21 protein-coding genes and 3 pseudogenes are annotated in these 26,286 nt (G+C 40.5%); 16 read left to right on the forward strand and 8 right to left on the reverse strand.

Features of this window, described 5'->3' with window-relative positions; all coding sequences use genetic code 11:
• The first annotated feature begins 92 nt into the window (after positions 1-92).
• The 4 genes and pseudogenes from ACFVQB_RS19565 to ACFVQB_RS19580 all read left to right on the forward strand — a co-directional run.
• Complete coding sequence (locus ACFVQB_RS19565) at positions 93-2,132, forward strand: serine hydrolase domain-containing protein (RefSeq protein ID WP_379442449.1); 2,040 nt, start codon at positions 93-95, stop codon at positions 2,130-2,132.
• 37 nt (positions 2,133-2,169) lie between these two features.
• Positions 2,170-4,077, forward strand: a complete 1,908-nt coding sequence (locus tag ACFVQB_RS19570; RefSeq protein WP_379442452.1) for a serine hydrolase domain-containing protein — start codon at positions 2,170-2,172, stop codon at positions 4,075-4,077.
• Between the two features lie 664 nt (positions 4,078-4,741).
• Positions 4,742-6,484: an ABC-F family ATP-binding cassette domain-containing protein gene (locus ACFVQB_RS19575; RefSeq protein ID WP_379442454.1), complete on the forward strand. Its 1,743-nt coding sequence runs from the start codon at positions 4,742-4,744 to the stop codon at positions 6,482-6,484.
• A 321-nt stretch (positions 6,485-6,805) separates the two neighbouring features.
• Positions 6,806-7,629, forward strand: a pseudogene (locus ACFVQB_RS19580) (IS30 family transposase); the annotation flags it as partial.
• A 55-nt stretch (positions 7,630-7,684) separates the two neighbouring features.
• Here ACFVQB_RS19580 and ACFVQB_RS19585 read toward each other — a convergent pair.
• Positions 7,685-8,245, reverse strand: coding sequence for a GerMN domain-containing protein (locus ACFVQB_RS19585; protein ID WP_379442456.1), 561 nt, complete (start codon positions 8,243-8,245; stop codon positions 7,685-7,687).
• Positions 8,246-8,259: 14 nt separating this feature from the next.
• Positions 8,260-9,675 (reverse strand): N-acetylmuramoyl-L-alanine amidase family protein, encoded by a 1,416-nt coding sequence (locus tag ACFVQB_RS19590; RefSeq protein ID WP_379442458.1) that lies wholly within the window; start codon positions 9,673-9,675, stop codon positions 8,260-8,262.
• A gap of 456 nt (positions 9,676-10,131) precedes the next feature.
• Between ACFVQB_RS19590 and ACFVQB_RS19595 the strand changes: the two genes are divergently transcribed.
• Complete coding sequence (locus tag ACFVQB_RS19595; protein WP_379442460.1) at positions 10,132-10,641, forward strand: AbrB/MazE/SpoVT family DNA-binding domain-containing protein; 510 nt, start codon at positions 10,132-10,134, stop codon at positions 10,639-10,641.
• Here ACFVQB_RS19595 and ACFVQB_RS19600 read toward each other — a convergent pair.
• The 3 genes from ACFVQB_RS19600 to ACFVQB_RS19610 form a co-directional block, all read right to left on the reverse strand.
• Positions 10,574-10,957, reverse strand: coding sequence for a hypothetical protein (locus ACFVQB_RS19600; protein ID WP_379442462.1), 384 nt, complete (start codon positions 10,955-10,957; stop codon positions 10,574-10,576). The genes ACFVQB_RS19595 and ACFVQB_RS19600 overlap by 68 nt on opposite strands.
• Before the next feature lie 51 nt (positions 10,958-11,008).
• A complete protein-coding gene (locus ACFVQB_RS19605; protein ID WP_379442464.1) occupies positions 11,009-11,389 on the reverse strand; it encodes a hypothetical protein in 381 nt (126 codons plus the stop codon).
• A 91-nt stretch (positions 11,390-11,480) separates the two neighbouring features.
• Positions 11,481-11,858, reverse strand: a complete 378-nt coding sequence (locus tag ACFVQB_RS19610) for a hypothetical protein (protein ID WP_379442466.1) — start codon at positions 11,856-11,858, stop codon at positions 11,481-11,483.
• A 287-nt stretch (positions 11,859-12,145) separates the two neighbouring features.
• Between ACFVQB_RS19610 and ACFVQB_RS19615 the strand changes: the two genes are divergently transcribed.
• Together ACFVQB_RS19615 and ACFVQB_RS19620 are read left to right on the forward strand one after the other, a co-directional pair.
• Positions 12,146-12,601: an RHS repeat-associated core domain-containing protein gene (locus ACFVQB_RS19615; protein WP_379442468.1), complete on the forward strand. Its 456-nt coding sequence runs from the start codon at positions 12,146-12,148 to the stop codon at positions 12,599-12,601.
• Between the two features lie 307 nt (positions 12,602-12,908).
• Complete coding sequence (locus ACFVQB_RS19620; RefSeq protein ID WP_379442471.1) at positions 12,909-13,382, forward strand: Imm26 family immunity protein; 474 nt, start codon at positions 12,909-12,911, stop codon at positions 13,380-13,382.
• 336 nt (positions 13,383-13,718) lie between these two features.
• Here ACFVQB_RS19620 and ACFVQB_RS19625 read toward each other — a convergent pair whose 3' ends face one another.
• Positions 13,719-14,093, reverse strand: coding sequence for a collagen-like protein (locus ACFVQB_RS19625; RefSeq protein WP_379442473.1), 375 nt, complete (start codon positions 14,091-14,093; stop codon positions 13,719-13,721).
• A 591-nt stretch (positions 14,094-14,684) separates the two neighbouring features.
• Between ACFVQB_RS19625 and ACFVQB_RS19630 the strand changes: the two are divergent.
• The 6 genes and pseudogenes from ACFVQB_RS19630 to ACFVQB_RS19655 all read left to right on the forward strand — a co-directional run.
• Positions 14,685-14,924: pseudogene (locus ACFVQB_RS19630) on the forward strand (alpha/beta hydrolase fold domain-containing protein); the annotation flags it as partial.
• Between the two features lie 326 nt (positions 14,925-15,250).
• A complete protein-coding gene (locus ACFVQB_RS19635; RefSeq protein ID WP_379442476.1) occupies positions 15,251-16,501 on the forward strand; it encodes an MFS transporter in 1,251 nt (416 codons plus the stop codon).
• Positions 16,502-17,194: 693 nt separating this feature from the next.
• Positions 17,195-17,860, forward strand: coding sequence for a Type 1 glutamine amidotransferase-like domain-containing protein (locus ACFVQB_RS19640; protein ID WP_379442480.1), 666 nt, complete (start codon positions 17,195-17,197; stop codon positions 17,858-17,860).
• A gap of 318 nt (positions 17,861-18,178) precedes the next feature.
• Positions 18,179-18,343, forward strand: a complete 165-nt coding sequence (locus tag ACFVQB_RS19645; RefSeq protein WP_379442484.1) for a hypothetical protein — start codon at positions 18,179-18,181, stop codon at positions 18,341-18,343.
• Positions 18,344-18,620: 277 nt separating this feature from the next.
• Complete coding sequence (locus ACFVQB_RS19650; RefSeq protein ID WP_379442488.1) at positions 18,621-19,127, forward strand: hypothetical protein; 507 nt, start codon at positions 18,621-18,623, stop codon at positions 19,125-19,127.
• 422 nt (positions 19,128-19,549) lie between these two features.
• Complete coding sequence (locus tag ACFVQB_RS19655) at positions 19,550-19,696, forward strand: hypothetical protein (RefSeq protein ID WP_379442492.1); 147 nt, start codon at positions 19,550-19,552, stop codon at positions 19,694-19,696.
• Positions 19,697-20,773: 1,077 nt separating this feature from the next.
• On the opposite strand, the gene ACFVQB_RS19660 is transcribed toward ACFVQB_RS19655, so the two are convergent.
• A complete protein-coding gene (locus tag ACFVQB_RS19660) occupies positions 20,774-21,580 on the reverse strand; it encodes a MerR family transcriptional regulator (protein ID WP_379442496.1) in 807 nt (268 codons plus the stop codon).
• Between the two features lie 111 nt (positions 21,581-21,691).
• Here ACFVQB_RS19660 and ACFVQB_RS19665 point away from each other — a divergent pair, with 111 nt between their 5' ends.
• From ACFVQB_RS19665 to ACFVQB_RS19675, 3 genes are all read left to right on the forward strand, one after another.
• Positions 21,692-22,216, forward strand: coding sequence for a GNAT family N-acetyltransferase (locus tag ACFVQB_RS19665; protein WP_379442500.1), 525 nt, complete (start codon positions 21,692-21,694; stop codon positions 22,214-22,216).
• 305 nt (positions 22,217-22,521) lie between these two features.
• Entirely contained in the window at positions 22,522-23,508 is a 987-nt protein-coding gene (locus ACFVQB_RS19670) for an alkaline phosphatase (RefSeq protein WP_379442504.1), read from the forward strand.
• Positions 23,486-24,268 (forward strand): alkaline phosphatase, encoded by a 783-nt coding sequence (locus tag ACFVQB_RS19675; RefSeq protein ID WP_379442508.1) that lies wholly within the window; start codon positions 23,486-23,488, stop codon positions 24,266-24,268. Before ACFVQB_RS19670 ends, ACFVQB_RS19675 begins: the two co-directional genes overlap by 23 nt.
• Positions 24,269-25,162: 894 nt before the next feature.
• On the opposite strand, the pseudogene ACFVQB_RS19680 reads toward ACFVQB_RS19675, so the two are convergent.
• A pseudogene (locus ACFVQB_RS19680) lies at positions 25,163-26,067 on the reverse strand (glycoside hydrolase family 3 C-terminal domain-containing protein); the annotation flags it as partial.
• Positions 26,068-26,286 lie beyond the last annotated feature (219 nt).

Raw genomic sequence — 26,286 nt, forward strand, 5'->3', positions numbered from 1 at the left:
ATCTAATCATGCTTTAGAATGATGGAAAATAAAGGATCTACTATTATGATATACAAGTAAAACATTAGAATACGAAGAAATGAGGTCTTTTAATGAAAAGAAAAGAGCTTCAAAGGGATTTTACTTTAATGATAGTTGGTGCTTTATTTTCTTCTTTAATAGGTGGCCAAACAGCATCTGGAAATTCGGTTCTATTGAGTGAGAGTAAGGCCAGATTAGAACAGACAGCTCCCCATACAGGGCCGATCTCTCCGGTCGAAGTTGAGCAATTTGCAGATGATTTCTTTAATCGGCCGGAAATCAAAAATAAGCTAGTAGGTGCAGCTTTTACAATCGTTGCAGATAACAAAGTATTGTTAAACAAAGGGTATGGCTATTCCGACTTGGAAACCAAAACTTTAGTGGACCCTGAGCAGACGATTTTCCGGATGGCTTCCATATCCAAAGTAATGACTGCCACTGCTGTAATGCAGCTTGTAGAGCAGGGGAAGATCAATCTGGACGAGGACATTGAAAAATATCTTGGTGGGATGACTATTACGAACCACACGGGAACACCTGTCACCATGAGGCGTTTATTGACGCATACATCAGGGTTTGATTTTACGGATTATATTTCATCTAACAATGTAAATAATGAACAATCCTTAGAGGAATTTATTAAAGATAATCTGCCAACTGTTATACGAACACCAGGTGAGAGTTACCGGTATGATAATTTTGCTTTTAATCTTCAGGGATACATTATTCAACGTATGGTTGGCTATTCATTTGAAGAATACATACAAAAGCATATTTTTAAACCTTTGGATATGAAGAACAGTGATTTCCTCATGAATGAAGAAGTCAAAAAACAGCTGGCTACGGGTTACGGAACAAATGGCCAACCCAAGGATCAGTATCCAAATGACCCGGTTATCATGCCAGACGGAGGGATGTTTGGCACAAGTGGGGACATCGCTCATTTCATGTTGGCCCATTTGAATGAAGGAAGTTACGGCAGCTCTCAAATACTCTCCAAAACGACAACAGAAGAAATGCATCGCACGCAAGTCAAAGTTCAAGAGCAGGTGCCTACAATGGCTCTGGGATTCGAAAAATTTTACAGGCACGCATATCATGGCCAAATGGTTATTGGAAAGGGGGGAGATTTACCCGGCTATCATTCATGGATGTGGTTGATTCCAGACCAAAAGATTGGTGGATTCGTCATAACCAATAGTGATGCGAGCCAGGACATAGGGGAAGAATTGTTTGCTGCATTTATGGATCACTATTACCCCCGAGAAAAACAGAAAGCAAAGGAATGGCCGCTCAATTCAAATGAGTTGGATCAGTATACAGGAACCTATCGATATCTTCGCCAACCTTACTTGTTCTTTGACATCGTGAAACAGAAAGGGGAACTTTCGATTTCAGGTCCAAATGGAACACATACGTTAAAACCAGTTGGAGATCAATTGTTCGTTGATGAAGGAGGAAACCAAGCCGCCTTTAAGAAAGACACAGATGGTAAAATCACCTATCTGGATTACATTTTACCAGACTCTTGGTTCGGAAAAATACCTGATCTCCCTCAATATTTTGACGTAGCTAACGACGAATATGCTGAAGCTATTTATCGCTCAACTAAATTGTTTATGCCACAGCACAATGAAAAACGTCCTACCCACTATTATCCTGATGAAGCTATTACGAGAGGTGAATTTGCATCCCAATTGATTCAGTTTGCTAATTTAAGACCCTCAGATAAGCCGGTAATCTTTAAAGATGTCGAAGGACACAAGTACGCATCTTCAATTCAAACACTCGCAGACATTGGAATATTGGTTGGCACTTCAACTGAAATGTTTTATCCGGATCGTAAAATCAGCCGCCAAGAGGCAGCTACAATTCTCTGGAGGCTCTCATCGAGCGTGAACTTACCTATAATCTCGGCAGAAATAGCTGATAAACCAGCACCTTGGGCGGTTGACGCCGTGAAATTTATAGTCGGGGCAGGAATCTATGGACCTGATGTAACAAGAAACGAAGAGGGAATTGTTAACTATCGATCACAACAACCTTTGCTGCGTAAGGAAAGTGCAGTAATCTGGGATTGCTTCAGCAGAATTCTGACTTCAGGATTATAAAATGGTTGAGTCACTAAGTAGAAAGGAGAACAACAAGATGAATTTTAAAATATGTAGGCCGTTTTTTTTGTTCTGTATTAGTGTATGTCTTCTTTCTCAGTTCTCGGTTCCGGTCTATGCCACAGATCAAATAGAAACAGGAGAAACCCCTTCTGGAATTCCCTATAACCGGCTGGGGCAGGAGATTGATAACTACGTCATTTCCCACATTGGAAAGTCGACTCCCGGCGCTGCGGTTGTGGTCACGAAGGGCGACAAGATTGTTTTCTCTAAAGGCTATGGCTATGCCAATATTGAGCGTAAGTCTGCTGTCGATCCTGCTTCTACCGTATTTGCCTACGGCTCCATGAATAAAGCGTTTGTCTGGACTTCTGTAATGCAGATGGTGGAAGCGGGCAAGATGAGGCTAGATCAAGACATCCGGGCATATCTTCCCAAAGAGGTCGCGGAGAAACTGCGTTATGACAAGCCGATAACTATACTGGATATAATGAGTCACACCGCTGGCTATGAGCAGCATCCGTTAAGTACATTTACGCGGTCACTAGATAGTTTGACCTCGCTGGAAGAGACGATACTGTCTAACCAGCCGGAACAAATCTATGATCCCGGCACAGTAATAGCCTATTCTAACTTTGCCACGGCACTGGCCGCCCTAGCGGTGGAGAAGGTAAGCGGGGAATCTTTTTCCGAATACGAGATGAACCATATACTTAGGCCTCTTGGAATGAATCGTAGTTCTGGTCATCCTACCTTAGCAGATCACCGGGATCTGCTGAAGGAAAAAGCAACAGGTTATGCGAGCAAGCAGGAAGGAGGATTCGAAGCAAGAGCACATTATTATGTTCCTCTGTATCCTGCGGGAGCCATGGAAGGTACGGCGGAGGATCTAGCTCGGTTCGCCATGGCACTGTATACACCCGATAGTTCACTGTTCAACCGACCGGACACCGCACGGAAGATGCTCTCCCGAAGTTATACCCCGAACGAAGAGATCCTGTCGAATGCGCATGGCTTTTGGGAATATCGGGTAAAGCCTCACGTTGTTGGACACAGTGGGAATGTTAAGGGATTCTCCGGCAACGTTGCGATCGCTCCCGAGGAGCAGCTTGGTATCGTCGTCTTGACGAATATGGAAATTGAACAGGAGCTAACCTCTGGTATCATTAATCTACTGATTCAAAACCAAGCGAAAGAAGCTGAAAACCCTGTTCCCCCTGCCAAATTGTCTCCATCCGGCGAACTGGCCGGATATTATGTACAGTCGGGTGGTACTTATTCTACGTACCATGAGGTTATTAACTACTTGGGTTTGATTAAAGTGCAGCCGAAAGGTGAGCATGACCTTGTACTGAGCGTGATGGGCATGACGGGAGAACTCAAACAAATAAGTCCGAATGTATACCAATTTGCCAAATCCGACAGTCCAAGATTTGAAAGATTGGCACCAATTCTGTACGCAGAGATTTCTGACGAAGGTGTAAAACGATTGAGCAAAGGGATCGCCACGGATATATTACCGATTAAAGGAACCCGTTCGCTTCCTGCCTTAATCATCTATTTGGTATGGACTTTCTTAGCTATTATATTCTTTCTGGTGGCTCCAATCGTTTTACTTATTCGGTGGCTTCATCGTAGTAAAAAGGGCGCTTCATCAGCAACCAGCCACATCATGTCATCTGTTATCTTGTGCGGGACATTTTTGGTAGCCAATGTCATATATCAGCTGGTAAATGCAGTGATCAATGAAAACGTGACGGTGGGCCACATGAACTTTGGGATCTCTATAAATTGGGCTCTGACCTTGCTTGGCACAGCGTTGTTAGGGGTTTCCATTGTTAAACGCCCGCAATTTATAAAAATGTGGCATACCGTTGGAGGAGTGCTGTTTATTGGATTTGTTCTGATCATGGCGGAATGGAATTTTTATAGTTTCATTCCGTGATCACTGCAGGGCAACTTTAACAGAACAGTTAGTCAATAAACGATCAATTAGGGGAATCAAATTTGAATGGTAGCTAGAGTATTTTTAGTGTAAGTGAAGTTGCTTCGTTAGCTACGTGAGCACATACACTGCTGTCCTAATTGTGAGTGCAATGAAAGATATTGGGCTGAAGCCGATCATCACATCGGAGGAGTCTACTAAGGAAATTGGAGGCGCCCGGTTGTCGAGGGACAAGAACATAGTCCAATTACCGATTAGGCATGTATCTAATCGATTTACTTCCGTTAAATAACGGGCAGGGTAGTCGCGGGGAACCGTATCATAAATAGGACGAATTTTTTGATGGGATTGGATAAACGTCCAGGCTGCTTTTTTTTCATCGTTTTTGAGACCACATTGTGGTCGAACAAGTCTTCCCTGTCTTCTTTGGTCCAGTCATCCTCTGTAAACGTCATTTTTGATGGATCTTCATTATCTTAAGCAATGGTTGATTCTGAAAATCGTCCAACAAGCCACCATTCTAGAGAAAGTATTAGAATTTCGAAGTGAGGGTAAGGGCTACAAATGGATTGAACTTGGTGGTAAACAGTGTTACTCTAAAAGTCTATGTTCGACAATACATTTAATAATAGTCACCATTTTAGTTGTAAAGAAAGGTAACACTATGATAAAAGTTGATAATTTATCCTTCTCATTTCCTCAAAAAGAACTATATAATAACATTTCATTTACGTTTGAAGAGGCACAACATTGCGCTTTTATAGGAACAAGTGGCAGTGGAAAAAGTACACTGATAGATATACTAATGGATCCCGAAAGATATTTGTTCGATGGCAAATTAGAGATAGACCCAACTTGCACAATTGGGTATGTAAGTCAGTTCTCACAAGTAGACAACACGAAAGAAACAACCGTTTTTGAATATATAGGAGAAGAATTTATTAAGATACAAAATGAAATCACAGCCATTTATGCGGAGATGGCCACCACGTCGGATATGGATTCGCTACTGGAAAAGTATCAATTGGCTTTGGATGCCTTCGAGGCGATGGATGGGGATAATTTCGAAAACACCATTAATAAGCAGCTAAACCTGGCCAACCTCATGAAGCTAAAAGATCTTAATATATCCGAATTAAGCGGCGGGGAATTCAAACTTATTCAAGTAATGAAGGAAATGCTTAATCGTCCAGACTTAATGATTATGGACGAACCAGATGTATTTTTAGACTTTGAAAACCTAAATGCACTTAAAAAACTTATTAATTCCCACAAGGGAATGCTGCTAGTTGTTACGCACAACCGATATCTATTGAATCATTGTTTCAACAAAATTATACACCTTGAAAACACGGAGATCCAAGAGTTTGACGGGCGATATATCGATTATAACTTCTCGCTGCTTCAGACTAAGATCGAGCTGCAAGAAATCGCGGTTGCTGAAGCTGAAGAAATTGAGAGATACGATCACATCATCGACAATCTTAGAGAGATCGCCACCTATAATTCGGAAGCCTCCAGAGGCAGAGCGTTAAAAGCCAGAGTCAAGTTTCAAGAGAGATTGGAAGCACGTCGAATAAAAGAGCCATTCGTCGATATCAAGCAGCCGAATATCAGTTTTTGTATCGATAAGGAAATGGAAGACACCGTTGTGGTTAACGTCAATAATTATAGCGTTTCCTTTGACGAGTTGCTTTTGGAAAATGTGAACTTCGAGATCAAATCGACAGATAAAGTAGCCCTGATCGGTCCAAACGGTACCGGGAAAACGACTTTACTCCGAGAAATCTTTAAAAACAATCAGGATTCCATTGAAATAAATGCTGATGTTGTTAACGTGGCTTATTTATCTCAGGTTCAAGGCGAGATGCTACAGGATTCCAATACAATATTAGATGAATTCATCGAGGCTGGGTTTGAAACTTATGATGAGATTAGATCATTTATTTCAAACTATGGCTTTGAAGGAGAAATTCTTGATCAAAAGATAAAGTCTTTATCTGGTGGAGAAAAAAACATGCTTCAATTGGCTAAAGTTTCTGCCAGTCAAGCAAACGTATTGCTTCTTGATGAACCGACAAGCCATTTAGATATCTATACACAAATCGCATTGGAGAAAGCTATTGAGGACTACAAAGGTGCGATTCTCATGATTTCTCATGATTTCTATTCTGTTGTTAATGGTATGGATTATGTTTTAATTATTGAGGACAAGACGATTAGTAAAATGAGTATACTAGAATTTAGACAGATGATTTATACAAGTCATTTTAATGAAGACTATCTAGAAACGGAACAAAAGAAAAAGTCTGTTGAAATGAAAATAGAATTGGCTTTAAAAGATACTAATTTTGAACTTGCAAAAGTATTGGTTGATGAGCTAGAAGAGCTGATTAAGTTGCTTTAAACTACAACTCTCTGATTGAAATGATTACAAGAAAGTCAAGTCAGTTACAGCGAATAGGGCTAAAGTGAATTACTCTGAGTTCAACGATGAAACATGATGTTGGTGGAAAAGTATCAAAATAAAAAAGACACTGATGAATAGAATATCTGTCGAGAGACAAGAACATAGTCCCATTTAAAGTCGCTATTTTAGCGGCTTTTTTGTTTGACGGATTGTAATATGAAGTGCGACACCTACTGGAAATAAATAAAAAAGGGCCCATGGCCGGATTCGTGTAGAATGAAGTCACCACAACAACCATTCACACAAGGAGAATCCACCATGAGCTACACACATCTTAGCATAATCGAACGTAGCAAGCTAGAAATCCTCCATCAGCAGGGCAAAAGCTCACGAGCGATCGCAAAGGAACTCGGTAGACATCCTTCGACGATTTGCCGTGAATTAGAGCGCACAGCTTCACCCGAGAACAAGCCCAGAATGCATATCAGGAGCGTCGTAAGGCTTCTGTATCCATTGGCAAATGGTCCGCGATTTTAGCTGCCTCACTGGTGGAAAAACTCCAGGCCACCTGGTCTCCAGAACAGATTACCGCACGTTTCCGCATCGATGGCCTGCCTGTGGTCTCCTTCAAAACCATCTATCGCTGGATATACACGGGAAGGTTGGTTCGAGGCGCGCTACATGTCCTCCGGCACAAAGGAAAACGTCAGAACCCCGCTGAAACTCGCGGTAGATCTATCATTGGAAAGTCCATTTCTAATCGTCCGAAGGAAGTTCGTTCTCGTGAAACGTTTGGGTACTGGGAGCTGGACACGATCGTATCCAGTTGTGGCAAAAGTAAAGGATGCGTAGCCACGCTCGTTGAACGGAAGACCCGCCTGTATACCGCCATTCTCATGCCGATTCGGACGGCCTTGTCGATGGAAATAGCCCTTGGTGTAGCCATCTCACAGTACCCCCAAGGGACATTTCTTACCGCCACAGCTGACCGCGGGAAGGAGTTTGCTTGCTATGCGAATGTGGAAGCAACCCATGGCCTAGACGTTTATTTTGCTGATCCGTATTCATCCTGGCAACGGGGTTCCATTGAGAATGCGAACGGGCTACTTCGAGAGTTTTTCCCGAAAGGTACGGATCTTGCTGGGCTATAAAACGTAGTAAGGTTTCTTCATTTCAGTTTCATTATAAAAATATATATTACTCGCTATCTCTGAGAATTGGATGTTCAAGTTCCGAATGGCCCATAAAACTTTCCAAAGCCTCACCATCTATGAGAAGCTCAATGCTCTTTACTTCTTCGAATTGGAACATTGTTTCCTTTAAAGCTTCTAAGGCGAGAAGCTCTCCTCCCGAACCTAATTTTGCCTCATCGGGAATATGCACGTCTACTATAAGAGCCCCTTCATTTAACTTCATCGAAAACAATTCGACCTTACTCCATAATGAGATGAGTTCAGGATTATTATCTATTTGTAACGCTTCAAACACTTTCCTATACTTATCACTGCTATCTGTATAACTGATTTCTGCTTTACTATGTTCTAGTTTTGACACTTGAGTATCGACGAAGAAGACTTGGATTTCTTCCGATTCTTCGGTACTCTCCAATGGCTTTCCCGAAGCGTTAGTCGAAGATTTAACATTACCTTTTGTATTTGTAGTTATTTTTTCAGAGTCTGTAATCGGCTTATCGCCACATCCCGCTCCTATAATTGCTACTAGACAAAATAACAGCGTAATGTACACACCTTTTTTCATAGAAGCACTCCTCATCACTTTTGACCTAAATACTCTTTAATGCCATCAACAATAGCCATGGCTGCTTTCTGTTGCACAGTTTCCGACATCATTGCTTTTTCCTCTGAACTATTGCTTAAAAATCCTATTTCGAGCAATACAGCTGGCATTGTAGTTTCTCTAATGACTTGTAAACTCTTATCCTTTACACCACGATCCTTAAAACCAATAGCTTTGATCAAATTTTTATGAATGATATCAGCCAATTCTTTGCTACTGCTACGTTGATAGTAATACGTTTCTGTGCCACTAGCCTGAGGTGATGAAAGCACACTGTTACCATGTATAGACACAAAAACATCTGCACTAATTTTGTTTGCTAGTTTCACCCGCTCAGTACGAGTAGGGTAAATATCTGTCTCACGTGTCATGACAACTTCGATTTCCGGCTCATTTAATAGTAATGCTTGGACTTTTAAGGCTAATGCTAAGTTAAAGTCTTTTTCATGCTTATTTGTAATACTTATAGTACCTGGATCAGTTCCACCGTGCCCTGGATCAATTACAACAACTTTTTTTCCTGAATCCCCACCCACAGGTATAGCAGGTAAAGTGCCCCCAACTGATTCCTCAGTTATATCTAAAGAAACAAACAGTTTATCTGCAATGAACTGTTGATTGACTTGGACATCATTTGCATTATTCAATTCAATCACAATTCTAACTTGTGCTGGATCATTCTTGAAAAGGGAGTATCTAACCTCTGTTATATTCGCTAGTCCGTTCACATCCAACTTTCCCATAGAACCCGGTTGAAGAGACTGAGAAATATCAGCGAATGTAGTATTAGGAAAATCAACAACAATACGTTCAGGATTTTTAAGTCTTGAGATAGTTGGAGTAACCCCACCATCTAAAGATACTATCAGCTGATTGTTTGCAAAGTTAATTTCATTAACATAATTTATAGATTCATTTCCCGTACCAGAAGATGGAGGGAGGGGCCCCGAATTATTTTGATTGTTACTCGTCAGACCCACAACTTTGTCTTTATTATTCCAAGTGACTTTAAGACCCATTTCTTCACTTACAAATCGAATAGGGACAACAACTGTATTTTTAATGATTTGTGGTGCCATACTCAGGAGGACTTTCTCATTCTGAACCATTGCTTCTTTATTTCCTACTGCGAGTAGTATCGTCTTAGAATCTTGTTCAATCTTTACATTCTGAGCCTTTTGGTTCCAATCCACTTTAAACTTTAAGTTTTCCGCAACTACACGAATAGGGATCATCACATTATTGTTTACATTTGCGACTTCAACATCTGAAGATAATACAAGTTCTTTGCCATCTAAAATTATCTTGGTTTGAGCTGCTGCATTTCCTTGTAGAGGAAATGCACACAAAAAAAAGACACTAAATAAAATCAAAAAAATGGATTTTCTCATTTTACACCTCAGTTTAATATAAGCTGAAACATTTAACCGACTAGATCAATAAGTTTTATGCACTATTCTACATCCATTTTATTGTTAAGGTTCTCTAAGGAGGAAGGATACATCACTGCTAGAATATACGTCCTTAAAGTTCCTGTCTCTGACTGCATCTATTACTGATATGCATAACTGGAGCAGAAGTAATTGGTTATCAAGCTAAAGCGGTTACTGATCGTTCACCTCCCAATTCGCACAGATATGTAGCAAATTAAATCTAACTACAACGCTTGATTATGACATAATTCTACATTTATTCATAATTATCCTGCAATAGATATTGTTTTTCAGCAAATATCTATAATTTACAAGCTCATTTCTAGCTACACATTGTGTTTGGTGGATAATTTAAATACTATTCCTTCTCATATTATGGTATAATATGTAAAAATAGCAAAAGGGTGGATACTAATGAAAAGCACCGGTATCGTCAGAAAGTTAGACAGTTTAGGGCGAATTGTTTTACCTAAAGAACTAAGATCTACAATGGAGATAGAAGAGAAGGACCCAATAGAATTTTTCATAGACAACACAAGAGGAACGATTGTATTACGAAAATATCAGGGACGGTTGTGTATATTTTGTGGTTCGCCAGACCAACTTTTTCTCTATAAAGAGAGGTTGATTTGTCAGCCTTGCTCGTCTTCTTTCTCAGTTGAAGGATCATCTCAACCTAACATTCCGGACCTTACCCAAAAACAAGAGAAGCATGATCACACTATCAGCAAAAAAAATAAGATCCAATCGCTCAAATTACATTGCGATAGGATCTTATTTTTAAAAGATGCCTTTTGTATTACCCCTTTAATCTTTATAAAGGTTCTTAACTTTCAGGTACTTGATCGGTTGATTCTTAGCCAATCTCAGTTAGAGCTGAAAGCAGTATATAGCCCGAATATGAATATCCATCTTTACTTGTAACAGGAACCCATGTTACTCCGTTCACAACTACATAATCATGACCACTTGTTAATTCTACTCCTTGACCAGCATATACACTTATGACAACTGCTCCAGTTGGTGATGGGGTTTTTCTAATGTTGGCATCTTTAGTGACTAACCAAGTTGTACTCATAATAGTAACTTCATCTGCACTTGGTGCGACTGTAATACGTGAATCTATACCATTTTGGATATTCGGTTTAACTCTATCTGTAGGATTGCTTGAAGCAAACGCCCCAGTTACCGGAAGTGCCATTGCAGCAACTAAAGAAACAGCAATCAATTTTTTCAACATGTTAGATTCTCCTTTTTTTATAACGGATTCTTATCAATTCTCTTTTTCAAATTAATTAGAAGCAGTCAGAGCTGAGAGCAGTATATAGCCCGCTTCAATACCATTGTCGTTCCAGACAAAGACCCATGTTACACCGTTCACAACGGTGTAATCACCACTTTCACTGTGTAATTTAAAGCCGGGGTATACAGTGAGGACATGCGCTCCGGTTGGCGATGGGGTTGCTCTTATGTTGGCCGCAGTATTGACTGTCCATTTTGCTATACTCTTTGCAGATAACTGATCCTTATCAGGAGAAATGGTGATACGTGAATCTATACCATTTTGGGTATTCGGATTAAATCTGTCTGTAGGATTACTTGAAGCAAATGCTCCAGTTACCGGAAGTGCCATTGCAGCAACTAAAGAAACAGCAATCAATTTTTTTAACATTTTAAGATCTCCTCTTATTATGATGAAATATATCAAGTGTTTCTTTCTTCCTTACCTTGATAAAATCCAAATTTAAGTTTCCAGATGGTTCTTAACCAGTCTCAGTTAGAGCTGAGAGCAGTATATAACCAGATACAGTATTATTATCGTTCCAGACATAGACCCATGTTACTCCGTTGACAACAGTATATTCACCACGTTGACTGTGTAATTGATAGTTTGCGGGTACACTTTTGACAAGTGTTCCAGTTGGTGATGCAGTTGCTCTTATATTGGCAGCTACTTTGGTTGCCCATGTTACACTCATAATGGTAACTTCATCTGCACCTGGTGCGACTGTAATACGTGAATCTATACCATTTTGGATATCAGGCCTAACTCTATCTGTAGGATTACTTGAAGCAAACGCCCCAGTTACCGGAAGTGCCATTGCAGCAATCAAAGAAACAGCAATCAACTTTTTCAACATTTTAAAGGCTCCTTTTTATTTGATTTGGAATATGTAAAATTATAGTATTCTCCTTTCTATTTACTATTCACCTTATATATGTTAATAAGAGAACATACATAATGTACCATATAATGTCACAAAAAGGAAATGTATTTTTCGTGACATATTGTTAAATTTTTAATAGTTTAAGACAAACAAAAAAGCAGCTTTCTCCCAATTAAGGATGACCTGGTGTATTCATTATCGAATAATAAGCTTATACATAAAGCCAAAGAACGACCTAGCGAGCACAGTGTCCGGTAGCAATGGTTAAAGACGGGCAAATCTATTATTACCATTTGAATGGTCATGGGGATGTTGTCAGTTTAACGGATCAATCTGGTAACGAAGTAGCGCAGTATGAATATGACGCATGGGGGAATATTGTAAATCAAAGTGGCTCGCTTGCGGATGAAAACCCATACCGTTATGCTAGCTACAGATACAATGCAGAGACTGGCTTGTACTATCTGATGTCCAGAAACTACAATCCGCAACTAGGTTCCTTTATTTCTCTGGATTCCGAACAAGATTTGGATCTGGATCTGGATAACCCGCTGAATCGAAATGGGTACAGCTACGGACTAAATAATCCTATTACATTTGTGGATGACGATGGAAATAATCCATTTATAATATTTGTTATCGTCTTCGTTGTAAAAGTAGTTGCTAAAAAAGTATTCAAAGCCGCTGCTACAAAGGCGAGTAAAAAAAAGGTGTAGTATATAAACGCACTGATAAGAATAGCGGACAGTATATTGGACAGGCAAAAAGTGATGCCAGATACAAAGCAAGACAGAAAGAACATGACAGAAGTAATCCTCTTGCTGAATATAAATTTAAGGAAGTGGGACGGGCCAAGCCTGGGAAAGATTTGAATGTGCTTGAACGGAAAAAATCAACCAATATGGTGGTTTTCAAAAAAATGGTGGAACATTACAAAATAAACGAAATCAGATTAGTGAGAAAAGGTGGAACGAATACGGTATTAGTCCACCTAAAAAGAAATAGTGAAGGGGGGGACTTATAATGGCAGGGAAAAAAAGAGTAAAGGTGAAGATAGGAGATGTCTTCGCAATATGGCTTAATCAGGATCGTTATTGTTATGGACAAGTTGTTTCTGAAGGAAGGATATCAGATTGTATGATTGTATATGATGTGGTATCAATGCAACACCCAAAGGTCAGTGAAATCACTTCGAAACCAATCATTTTCATAATACAGACAGTTAATTCTAGGATTGAAGATGGCATCTGGAATGTGATTGGAAATGGGCCAATCCCAAGCATGACATTTCCGTTGTACAAAGTGGAAACTGAAGATGGATATATGTTGGTGGATCATAAAGGTGATATTGTGAATGAAGACCCCAGTGATTCAGAGATTGAAAATGTCCTCGAATTGGAGTCTTGGTCACCTGTTAGTTTAGAAAAAGCAGTCAATGCTAGGTTTGTAACAGGAGAATGGGACCCGTATTATAATGAATTAATTTATACAGGTTAGATTAATAACACCTTGATAGGCGTAAGCCCGTTAAAACCCGATGGACTAAATCAATGTCGCGGGACAAGAACATATTCCCATTTGAAGTCGCTATTATAGCGGCTTTTTTATGTTATCGGTACAAGTTCTTGTCCCGATTGCCGATTAGATGAATATCGTAAAAGGGGGGGCTCTAAAAGGGGCAATAAAGCAGGGCTGATTGGAGCAGCCTCTCTGTATCATCGCAATATATAATGAAGACACCTTAATGGTTGAGTAGCTAACGGATATTTATCCTTATAAAATAAATGTAAATCACTCTGTATGCAGATTGATCCGCATACAGAGTGATTAATTCTAGAAACAGCTAAACGAGCTGATTCGCTGCAGATCAATGCCGCTGTACAGCCAGAAGAAGCCATTCCAGCGGAAGCCAGCCACCGAATTTCTGCCGACAAATACCGGGAACATCCAGAAGCCGGGACCACGATTCGGCCAAATATATGTGTAGCGAAACAGACAGCCGGATATGGCTCTTGGATCTACCGCAAATAACGAAGCGGGTTGCTGTGGAATGAATGATGGTGGCGGCCCGGTAGGTGCTTGCATGCCTTGTGGTCCGCCACCTCCACCCCCAGGGAACGATGGAGGACCAGGCATTCCACCGGGTCCTCCGGGACCCCCGGGTCCGCCAAACCCTCCGCCAGGTCCGAAAGGAGGTAAAAATGTCATATACATCACTCCTGTTCATTAGTCTAGTTTATTGTATGTAGGCAATTGAGCAGGGGAATGGGTGGGAGCCTATAGAAAACAAGAACTTGTTACCGATTGCCGGAATGGACAAGAACGTAGTCCGATTTCCGATTAGATGGATATCTAAATAATAAGCAATGTAGTAAAAACCTCAATAGGCAGCATAGTGCAGGACAGATTTCACATTTCTTATGGAACAAATGACTCGATAAGAGATAGTTCCTCAGTTCCGTAAACAAAGTGATAAAAACGGCAGTGTGGACTTAATGAACGAGCTGCTGGGGCGGTTTGGTAATAACGTGTTGCGCGCTGCCTTATATGACCATACGGGAGAATCATTTAAGTACATAATAGGCTATTATTTACTAAATGGACTTGAAATTCCGGAGAGATTTATGAGAATAAGGTATGCAACTTTACGTTCAACTAACGAGAAACGGTAGCTTTACAAAACAAAGAAAGCAGCTGACCAATGTGATCGGCTGCTTTTGTTCAACTAACGGGCAGGTTAGTTCGAATATTAGATTAATTGTTTAGAGGGTAAAGGAAGTGGATCCATTTGGAAATACAAACGAGAACTTGGCAGGATTGCCACCAGCCTATACTTGTGTAGGTCAGCTCAATCTATTCCGAGACGAGACGATGGAGTATGTGGCACGACTTGCGCAAGCAGGTGTGGATGTCGAATTTCACCTGTATCCGGGTTGCTTCCACCTTTTCAAAATTCTTGCTCCGGAAACAGAAGTGAGTCAGCGCGCTTGGCCGCATACGAGTGTTCAACATCGATATTCTGTTGGTGGCGATTGGTAGTCTGATTATCAGCTTCGCCAGCAATCTGGAGATGCTGCTCGTCGGGCTGATCATCGCTGGCTGGCGTTGGGAGCAGATCTGCCGACTTCACTGGCCATTATTACGAGCGCGTCGCGCCAGAACGGCCTGGCAAAGTCATCACAGTCACCGGCATGTTCTGGATCCTCGGCATTCTGCTCTCACAGGACCTTTGGGAGACGCACTCAGAAAATTCAGTCTTTAGTATGAGGTGAACGATGATGAAGTCCGTATAATTAGAAATTGAAAGGAGAGTCATATCTTACTCAAAATGGGCATCTTTTTGAACAAATTGGAGGTTGAAAAGATTGAATAGGCACGAAAAAACCATGAATGCACCAAGCCTGTTTCGCAATCGGTTCCTGCAGACGATTTTATTATCAAGCGTGCTCCTGCAGGTTGGCATTTGGGTACGTAATTTCGCTATTCTCCTGTACGTTGCGGAGAGAACAAACAATGATCCATACGCTATTTCGCTAATCAGCGTAGCCGAATTCGCACCAATTTTTGTTTTTTCGTTCATCGGAGGTACATTTGCCGACCGCTGGCGGCCGAAGCGAACGATGATCTGGTGCGATTTATTATCCGCGGTATCGGTATTCGTAGTACTTCTGACCATACATTACGGTTCTTGGCACTCCGTTTACCTTGTCGCATTCATCTCGGCTATTCTTTCGCAGTTCTCTCAACCTTCAAGCATGCGTTTGTTTAAGTATCATGTGCCGGAAGAACAGCTCCAGCAAGGGATGGCTCTATTCCAATCGCTGATGGCCATCTTCATGGTGCTTGGTCCTATGCTCGGAACCTTCGTTTACAGCACGTTTGGCCTTGAAATATCGATCGCTGTCATGGGTTTGGTTTTTCTGCTCTCTGCACTCGTTCTTATTCGTCTGCCAGAAGATCATATGCAATCTCAAACCGTCGCTGTAAAAGGGCAGTTCCGTAAAGAATTCATTGAAGGCTTCCGCTATGTTTGGCAAAGCCAAGTACTGCGGATGCTCGGACTTGCGTTTATTCTCGCGGGACTGGCTGTTGGCGTAGCCCAAGCGCTCAACCTGTTTATCGTAACGGAGCGGCTGGGCAGAAGCGAGGAGTTCCTGCAATATCTGCTAATGGTGAATGGTGCGGCTATGCTGATTGGTGGCGGAATCGTAGCCGTCTTCGCCAAGCGGGTTCCGCCGCAGATTCTTCTTGCGATAGGTATGATCGCAGGCGCAGTCTGCACAGCCATTGTAGGGTATTCGACAAGCGTTTCGCTCACCCTGACCGTTCAATTTCTGAATGGACTTGTTTTCCCTTGCATTCATATTGGGATCAGCACAATGATTCTGAAATGGTCAGAGGCTTCGATTGTCGGCCGGGTGAATGGGGTTCTGAATCCGATGTTCGTTGGCATGATGGTCGTTTCCATGTCTTTCGCTGGCGCGTTAAAGGGTGCCTTTTCGCTGGGTACGATCTATGGTGGTGCAGGATTATTATTTCTTCTTGGCGCACTGGTCATGGTTCCGATCATGAACCAAAAAGCGCCGGATAACACACATATTGCACAAGAGACATAATTTTGCGATATTTATAAGATTTTAATGAGAAGAGCCGGCCATGAAGAAGTGATCGGTTCTTCTTCATTCCCTGGTGGTTAACCCTCCAGAGTCATAGCGGTAAAAATGGTGATGGTTGTTTTGCTGGAAATGGCCCCTGAGAACTTTGATGGCTTCGTCGTTTCAGATTATAGAAAAAACAGTAAGAACTCCAATCAGTTTGCCGCTCAACCAGCCAATGTACAATGATCCTCTGTCGAGGGACAAGAACATGGTCCCATTGCCGAAAAGGACAAGAACATTGTGTCATCTCGGATTAGGTAATTATCTGAATAGCGTCATGATGGAACTCCTGTGGCGAGATAAAAGCACATTAATATAAGACTTCGCTTGAATAACGATTTTTTTGTATCAGGAATTAGGTTTTTCTGACCTAAGGCAAGAACTTAGTGCCATTGCTGAAAAGGTTAAGAAGATGGTACCAATGTCGATTAGAATATTTATCTGTTTCATTAAGCTAACGGGCAGGTTAACGTTGAAACATATTTCTCATACTTCAATTCCATGTTATGGTAATATAGCGTTGGAATTATGAAAAGTGTAGAAGGGTGTGTAAACGAAATGGCTGAAGAACCATTCTCTTTCTAGCGTGTATAGTATGTTTTATCGTTAAGAATGGATGAATGTAAATAATACATATGGAGGTAATTAAGTTTGAGTACTCACTACTATTTCAGTTGGTTTAATAATTTTTTTCCAGAGAAGCTGGTCCATTGTTTGCATGAGGATATACAAGACAGAAAATCGCTTGTTATGATTAGCGCTGATCCGTCCGGTTATACAGGTGAGCAAATTAACTTTGACGATGTTTCTGAATGGACATGGTTGAATCAGGCTAATATTATTTTTGATGAATATCATTTCATTGATTACCGCATGCAGAAGGAAGATGCCCGGCGATTAATTCAAAACGCTTCTGTCATTTTTTTATGCGGTGGATATCCTGTTTTGCAGAACGATTTTTTGGCGGAATATGAATTATCGGATGTTATTAAGAACAGCAATGCCGTTATAATGGGTGCCAGCGCCGGTGCGTTAAACATGGCTGCAAAATGGTTAAGCTTGAATAACACTGATGAAGTTGAAACAAGTACTATTTATGATGGTATTGGCTTTGATCATTTTGCCTATGAATCTCATTCTCAACGCGACTACGCCACGTTTGTTCAAGGCTACCTGTTCCCCTTGTCTGAAGAGATTGACGTTTACGCGGCAGAACAGGAGAGCGCTATACGTGTAAAGGAAGGCAAAATAGAAATAATGGGTCCTGTATATTTAATCTCCCACTCAAAAATTCAGAAATTGGTTGAGACGCTTTAATTAGGGTGAGTGGCTGTGACCTAACAGAATTAATTCCTTTTGATGTATAAAATCAAGGCTTACAGCGAATCATCTCAGGTCTCCTCTCTATGATTGGAATACTGTTTGTAAACAGATGCAATCTTAATGTCCCCGGGACTTATTGTCGGGCAGAAATGATAAATTTTTTAGACCGCCTTCAATGGCGGTCTTTCTATGCTCGGCGGATGCTAGCTGCTCATTTTATTGAACTAGCTGGAAACTCTAGTTGAATGCCCCAGTCTAAAATCTCTTATTAGAAGCAAACTAGAATTAATTGATCTAATAGGAGGTTTTACTATGATTATAAGTGAACTTTGGCATCATTATGAGGCAGACAAACGAATTCAAGGATTTAGCCCGAATACATTGCGAGCTTATGCTTTACAACTGAAGATGCTGATTACAGACCTCGGGGATGTAGATATTTCAAGGGTAACTCTGAATCTCTTGAAGAATACTTAGTTAAACAATCTGATCGTTTGAAGCCAAGCAGCTGGTCATCAAGGTTACACACTCTGTTGTAGCTAATAACCGATGTAATTTTTTAAAGTGTGCTATACTATCAAATTGCGCAACACGGAGCGTGGAATTTTTACAATTATGCGTTTGCACTATACGATCATCTGTACCGGATCGACTTTCCGACGCTTGACCGATTCATGATGCCATTAGGTTCAACGATGCGAGGGCCTTATGAAGACGAGCTCATGTCCATGAGCAGCGATGCGGGCTTGAATAATTGTACGAGCTTGCCATTGATGACCAGCTCGCCCGCTATGACAGTTTGACGGTACCACTCGTAGCGGATGATTATTTGCAGATGCCGGAGCCGAAGCCGGTGCGAGATATTTATGCAGAAATTGCCTCCGTCGCAAAATTGAGCAACGTGAGCACGCAAGAACGAGATTCCCATATCTTCCGGACGTTCAAACTTCGGGGGACGTACACCGGCGGCGATTCAGAAGGGGAGATGCAAGACTGGCAGACGATGAACAGCGTTGCCGACGACTTGTTGCTGTCGCTGACGGATCTTCCGTGGGATGGATACAAGATCCTAACAGCCCATTTCACCAATTACCGTGTAGATGGAGAAGGGCGTTTTGCCTACGATCTCGTATTCCACCGGAAGAAATGCCATTCGGTGAAGACAGCAGTAATGACGGTAACGAGTAGTCGAATACTGACCGAGAGCCGAACGATAATTGGGAGCAGGCTGTTCATTTGGAAACCACAGGCAGATTCGTAGCCGGCACAATGAACGATGCGGATTGGATCGATATCTAACGCTTTGAGGTTAAAAAGGCTGGAGATTGGTTGGTTGTTTTGCAAACTGTTCAGAAGCAAGGTGCGGCTTGGGTGCTTTACCATGATTATTTTCCGAGTCTAATACTTTATTTAATTTGAACACAAGGAAAAAATCCTTTTACAATCATTGTCAGTACGTTATAATACAATCACCAGGTGGATTACCCAACAAAAAAAGTGAAATATTGCAATTAATTAGTGAAGTCTAAGTAATAACCGATATTGATTAACGGAACATAGTGTTGGGTGATGGACACCATGTAAATTTAGGTTGGATTATCTCCTTTTCACAGTCATGTAATCACCCTCGGCTCGTCATAGTCTTGAGCCGCTTATTACATAATAGATATCGGAGGTGTGGTTATGGTCAAGAAGAAAATTTTCAAAACCCTCAGCGCAGCTTTAATCGTTTCTATGCTGGCTACTGGTGTGATAGTCGCTATCCAAGGTAAAACAACGTTAGAGGTAGCGAAGTCAGCAGGGGATAAAAAGGTTGAAGTTATTAAATAAGCGAGACCTTACTATGAAGAAGCTAGGTGCGACTCTAGTAGTCCCAATTAGGGGGTATTCGAAGCACCTGATGCGAAAGTCAACGGAATCAAAAGACTCCAACAGTGGTAGCAACTAAAGATGAAGTGCTCCCTGCTAAGTAGAAAGTGAAAAGAACAAAAATAGTTAATTTATTAACCTCAGCTCGGTTAACCCAGCTGAGGTTTTTTCATTATCATTATGCATTGAAAAAATGTCGAGGGACAAGAACATATTCCCGTTGAAGCTGCTATTTTAGCGGCTTTTTTGTTTTATCGGTACAAGTTCGTGTCCCAAGCAAAGGACAAGAACTTGTACCGATTGTCGATTAGGCATTTATCTAATCAATATAGAGTGGATTATAGCCCAAAATGCAATAAGTATTTGAGGAACGGATAACATTTAGCAAATTGTTCATTTAGTAAATATTCCAAGTATATGGTATAACTCTTCTTGCTGTAACTAGATGAACTTTATGATATGGGGAGCAACAATTATAGAGTTTATGGACATTTATACGACTCGGATAATTCGGATGACAATATAGTTAGCCGCGTCGATGCTATTGTAAAAAAAGTGAAGACAGGCAAAGAGTATAGGTATGTTCTTACACAACTGAGCGTGAAACATTGAGGATCTAAGAGGGGCTGTCTCAAAAGCCCATAATACATCGGTGAAGAGAAATAACGCCTATACGTTCAAAGGGACGAAGCATAGGTTTATCCTGCTTCGTCCTTTTTGCGTATTTCCGTCATTTCGGCTTTTTTGAGCAGATTGTGGGCAAGGCAAAGCCGCTCTCGGGCTCGATCATGCGCCGCACCGAAAGGGTGTACCCTTCCTCGCCGCGCAGTCGTTCCCGTTAGAAATCGCTATTTTTACAATCATTTCATGCAAATGATCGAATATGAACCAAAGGGCGAGAACGGAATAACGGGACGAAGGGCTACCAGAAGGGGGGGACAATAGAAGTCATCGTATCCATATTTTTCAGGTTGGAAGCAGTGAGGTTGAAACGGATCTGAACCGCCCCCAAACATCAAGCATTGTCAACTAAAAAAATTACTTGCTGATTTGTACTTGTATTTGTGTTAAATATTCATCTTCAATTGTGGTTTCTCGATTGTCAGTTTCGTAAATTTCAAAAGGATTGCCTAGCAACTGCAAGTTGTTGTCCTTTGCAAAATGAATGACTTCAAATATTTTTTGAGAAGTTTGATGATAACCTCCATGGTAATAAAAAGTCAGATAATCTCCTTCAGGAAGAATAAAATCATATTCTTTTTCATTTTGATCCAAAATAAAAAACACAGAGTCAAATATTATTGGCTTATTTACAATCATTTCATCAACTTTCACCGAAGACGCATAGATTTGATTAGCAAAATCAAAGATCCTGTTCTCGTGCTTGGAATGAAGCTTTTTAATGGCAAAGTCCATTTCTTCATCTCTGGATATTCGCAAATTAAGCTGAAGACACGGGCGAGCCGGAAACTTTACTACGTTGAATTCGCCAGTTTTTATTTCCAAATTGGCTGATATAACGTTTACCCTTTCATTAATCATGTTCCCTCTTTGTTGCAGCTTGTGGATTCGATCCTGTATAAGCCTTTGTTCTTCATACAAAATTTCCAAGGTTTTATCAAGGCTGTGGTTATCAAGGTAATCTTTGATTTTTTGCATGGAGAAATCAAGTAACCGAAGATCCCTTATTATATTCAATTTGCTAATGTCCTTAAGGCTATAAATTCGATAATTATTTTTCTCGCGTTGTGGTTCTAAGACGCCTAAATCCTCATAATAGCGCAACGAATCAACACTAATTCCATATAGTTTCGATATTTCACTTATTTTGTAATACTCCTTCAAGACCTCAACACCTCAATAAAAATAAATGTAATATGAATAATCAAGTTTGACCTTGGTATCATACCAGAGTTTAAAGTAGTTATACAAACAATAAGAATGGGAGTGAGCAATGTGATTTCAACAAAAACATTTGATCAAATTTATAAAATAATGGAGGAATCATTTCCAACTACAGAATTCGGGACCTATTCAGATCAAAAGGAGTTATTAAAGGATCCGACTTACCACTTATTAATTGAGCATAATGATAACCATGAAGTAATCGCCTTTCTCGCCAGCAGAGAATTCGAGACATTTCGATTTATTGAGCATATTTCTGTGGCACCATCGTTCCGAGGTGGAGGTATTGGAAAAAGTTTGGTGGAGCGATTTATTAGGCAATCTACTTCACCAATTGTTTTAGAAATCGAGCCCCCTAAAACGGAGATAAAACAAAAAAGGGTCGTGTTTTATGAACGACTCGGTTTTCGATTGAATAAGTACAATCACATTCAACCTCCTCTCCGGGAAAATCAGGATACACTACTGTTAAATATCATGAGCTACCCAGAGTTGTTGACTGACTCACAATACGAAAAAATGAAGAAGAAGCTATATCAGGAAGTTTACAAGGTTTCCACCACGTACCCTAATTAAAAAAATTCCTTGGAGGGAAATAACTCCTCAGTTAGTTAATGAGTTGCTCTACTGAGAGAGATGAACGTATTTTGTGGAATTACTCAATTTACATTAAATTAATATTAATTTTATATTAATTTTATAGTAGGAGAACAATTCACCCCTAGTATTAGATTTGTGAATTGAAAGAAGATAACAGTACGTTTCTCGAGGGAGTAAAGTAAGTTTTTCGGAAGAAATATAATATCCACAAGTATTTAAAACTTGAGATCTATAATGTTATTCGTTGAGTACAGAGAAATTAGGTATGGAGGCCACCAAGAATGAGTTTTATTAAAAAATCCGTTCCAGTTTTATTGGCGTTGGGCACAACATTAAGTTTAACTGCATGCCAAAATGACGCAACTTCGTCTAGCTCCGCTTCATCAATTAGTGGTGCTACTTCCAAAGAATTAGCCAGTCAAAAGTCAGCTGCTGAGCAAACAGCCGCTGGATATGAGGTTGAACAGCCGGATACAAGTCGCCCCTTATATGAGGATTATTCAAAAGTTAATGATAACAAGGCTAAATACGTTTTCCAATTCATTGGTGATGGTATGGGTGTAACACCTGTAACGGCCGCTGAACAATATGCAGGTATAGTGGAAACAGGGAAAATTGAACCCAAATTTACGAACTTTACCGAGTTTCCTGTGGTTGGTTTACAAAATCCATTTGATTGTCACTCTTTTATTCCAGACTCTGCTTCGACCGCCACAGCATATGCTACCGGGGTGAAAACACAAACTGACACTGTCGGAATGAACGGTGATTTAGATAAGGCTACGGATTCAGTAGCTGAAAAAGCGCATCGTTCAGGAAAGAAAGTTGGTATCATCACTTCAGTTACATTAAATCATGCAACACCAGCGGGCTTCTATGCCAACGTTGAGAATCGTAATAGCTATTATGATATTGGATTACAAATGGCAAAAACTGACTTTGATTACTTCGCAGGTGGTTCACTAGTAGACCGTACCGGTACAGATGGAAAGCAAAAAGATTTATATGCTGTCATGGAAGAGAATGGATATACAATTGCCGATACAAAGCAAAAATTTAATAATATTAGTGCCAAAACAGGCAAAGTATATGCAATTAGTGAACGTCTTCAGGATGAAGGCTCAATGCCTTATGCAATGGATACCAAGCAAGGCGATCAAACGTTAGCAGACTTCGTTCAAAAAGGGATCGACGTGATGAAAGATAATGAAGATGGTTTCTTCATGATGGTTGAGTCAGGTAAAATTGACTGGGCTGAATTATGCTAACGATGCGAAAGCAACCGTAACAGAGGTAAACGCATTCCAGGATTCGATTAATAAAGCGATTGAATTCTATAATGAGCATCCTGATGAAACCTTAATCGTTGTAACAGCTGACCACGCGACAGGTGGCTTCACCATTGGTAATACAGAGACTGGATATGAAACGTATTATGATTTATTAGATGCACAAAAGGAATCATATGTAGAATTTGATAATAGGCTGGCTGCAATTAAAGAAAAAAATCCTAAATTAACATTAGAAGACGTTTCTCCTTTAATTAAACAGAGTTTTGGGCTTAAATTAGATCCAACCGTTAAAGAAGAAATCATGACATTTGCAGAACGTGAAGCTTTAAAAGAAAATGAAAACAAAGTGGATACTTCAGGCCTTTCGGGCGAAATGAAGAAGGTTGCCGAAAAACAAAATAAGGACGCCGCTGCTTCGAAAAAGGATCTATATTTACTAACGGAAAGTGAGTATCATGAAATGGCAGCTGCCTTTAAAGAGACAATGAAAGCCCCTGGAGATCGTACTGATAGTCAAGAAACATTAGTTCGTTACGGTGGATATGAACCACTAACAATCACTGCTACACGCATATTGAATAAGAAAGCAGGTTTAGCTTGGACAACTGTTGAACATACTGCTGAGAAAATTCCGGTATATGCAATGGGTGCTTCAGCTAAGATGTTTGATGGTCACTTTGATAATACTGATATTTCCATCCGCTTGAATGCTGCTATGGATCAAACGAATAAATAATCTTTTCTTTCTAGAGGCAGGAGAAGCGATGACGTATTGTTGCGTCCTCGCTTTTATAGTGAAGGAACAAGCCTGAATGTTAGGGTCTTTAAAATGAAACGTTTGATAGCGAAGAAGAGTTCCTAACTACTCGAATCACACGTTGCAAGTACAACAATGCCTCCAACTTGTTGGGGGCTGCACTTCATGTGTACATGAAACAAGCCAAGCTGATTTTAATGTTGTCGAGGGACAAGAACATAGTCCGATTACCGATTAGATGAATATCAAAGTGGGGGTAGTGGGTCTCTTTTGAGTGAATAACACGCTAAAGGCCGAATGATGATCAAGAGACCAGCTTCAACGCTCGTAAGTATTTCCACTGGAACAGTAATCCCATTTGAAATGGTTAAAACAAGCTCTTTAATAAGCACTGTAGCAAAGAAATTAGGAGGATGGTGAACTTACTTTTGGATCAAGGGGGTGAAATCATACGCTGAAATCGTACTGTGTGCTGATTTTTTATTTTTGAGGGACAAGAACTTGAACCGATTACCGTATTGGACAAGAACATGTTTCTATTGCCGATTAGGCATATATCTAATCGTTATTTGCCCGTTAATTCATTAAACTAACGGGCAGGTTAGTTTAATCAAGTTGGTGTTCGACTGCTCATAGAAAATTTGCTAGTTGCTGGCGATTTATCTGAGAACAATTTCTCCTCTTTGGCAATTTTGAGATGATAGAAAGAGTAACCGTATCTAAACACAGTATTATTGATTTTTCTTTATGTAAGTGAGATGGGGACAATTGTAAATAATTCTGTGTATTTTAACTTTGAAAAAATAACGCTGATGCGATGGTCAATTCTCTTACATTAGCGTTATGCTGTTTAAGTTATGATTGATTCAGCTCTTATACCTTAGCTGACCTTCTAACATACCTCTCCGTCCGTTCATCTTGAATGACACCGCTGAAATTCAGGCCAAAGCCGAAATCGTATACATTATTCTCACTGTCAACATGACATTCCATATCATGAGCTACATCCTCCAACTGTTCCTCTACGGTGCGCATATTAGCCGGCACTTGCATCGGAAGAAGACCGGATGGTTCCCTGACACCAGTCAGTATTTCCATAATGGCAGGATCCTGCACGCCAAAGTTGGCAAGAATGGCATCAGCCTCTGATTCAAACTCTTACACTACGGTCGGGTTAGATAACAGCATAGAGACGATGATGTTTTTCACGTTCAATTTGGCTTTAGTATCAAGTACGATATCTAGGTCCTTCGTGTTTTGCGGTGTTACAGATTTGCCCTTATATGATCGATTTCCATCTATATCAGATGCATGACCTGCCAGACTATGCTCACGCGTATGCTCTGCTATATACGTTCCGTATTGAAGGCTGATCGGACCTATCCGTTGCCGCCATGCAATTCATCCTCCTTGCTGTAGCCGGTGCCCGATTTCGATGTGCTTATAAATACGAGTCCAACCTCTGCTTCGTCCGGTTGATCCGTTACATCAAAATATTTTGAGACGATATCCAAGTTCACGAGGTACTCTGTGCGCTCCGGAATCGGGTTGCCGAACCAATCCTTGCTTGCAGCAAGATAGCGCTGCGGAATAAATATTTTGCTTCTCGTTTTAAGCGGAAGTATATTGCTTTTATTCTTCAGCATTACGATCGATTTCAGCTGAGCTTCATACCCCTCACGCATATATTCAGCATTGCCTACGATTTCGAAACTCACCTCTGGATCCAGATACGGGTTCTCAAATAGACCCAGACGGAATATGTTCCTCAGTAGTTTTCAAATTGCAGGGTAGATATAAAATCAATTAAGGTAAGAGTAAAGACGGTCCTGCCAGTATCCATTTTAGTGACATCATTGATATTCTATAAGAGATAAACATTAAATTTGGGCCACGTACCGTTTTGATTATGAATTTCGGTTCGCAATTCAAATCATCCGAAAGCAGGGTATATATGATTCTTACAAGGAAAGAGGCCGTAGCAATCGAAAAAATAC

Source organism: Paenibacillus sp. NPDC057886 (assembly GCF_042796655.1).
Classification (GTDB): Bacteria; Bacillota; Bacilli; order Paenibacillales; family Paenibacillaceae; genus Paenibacillus.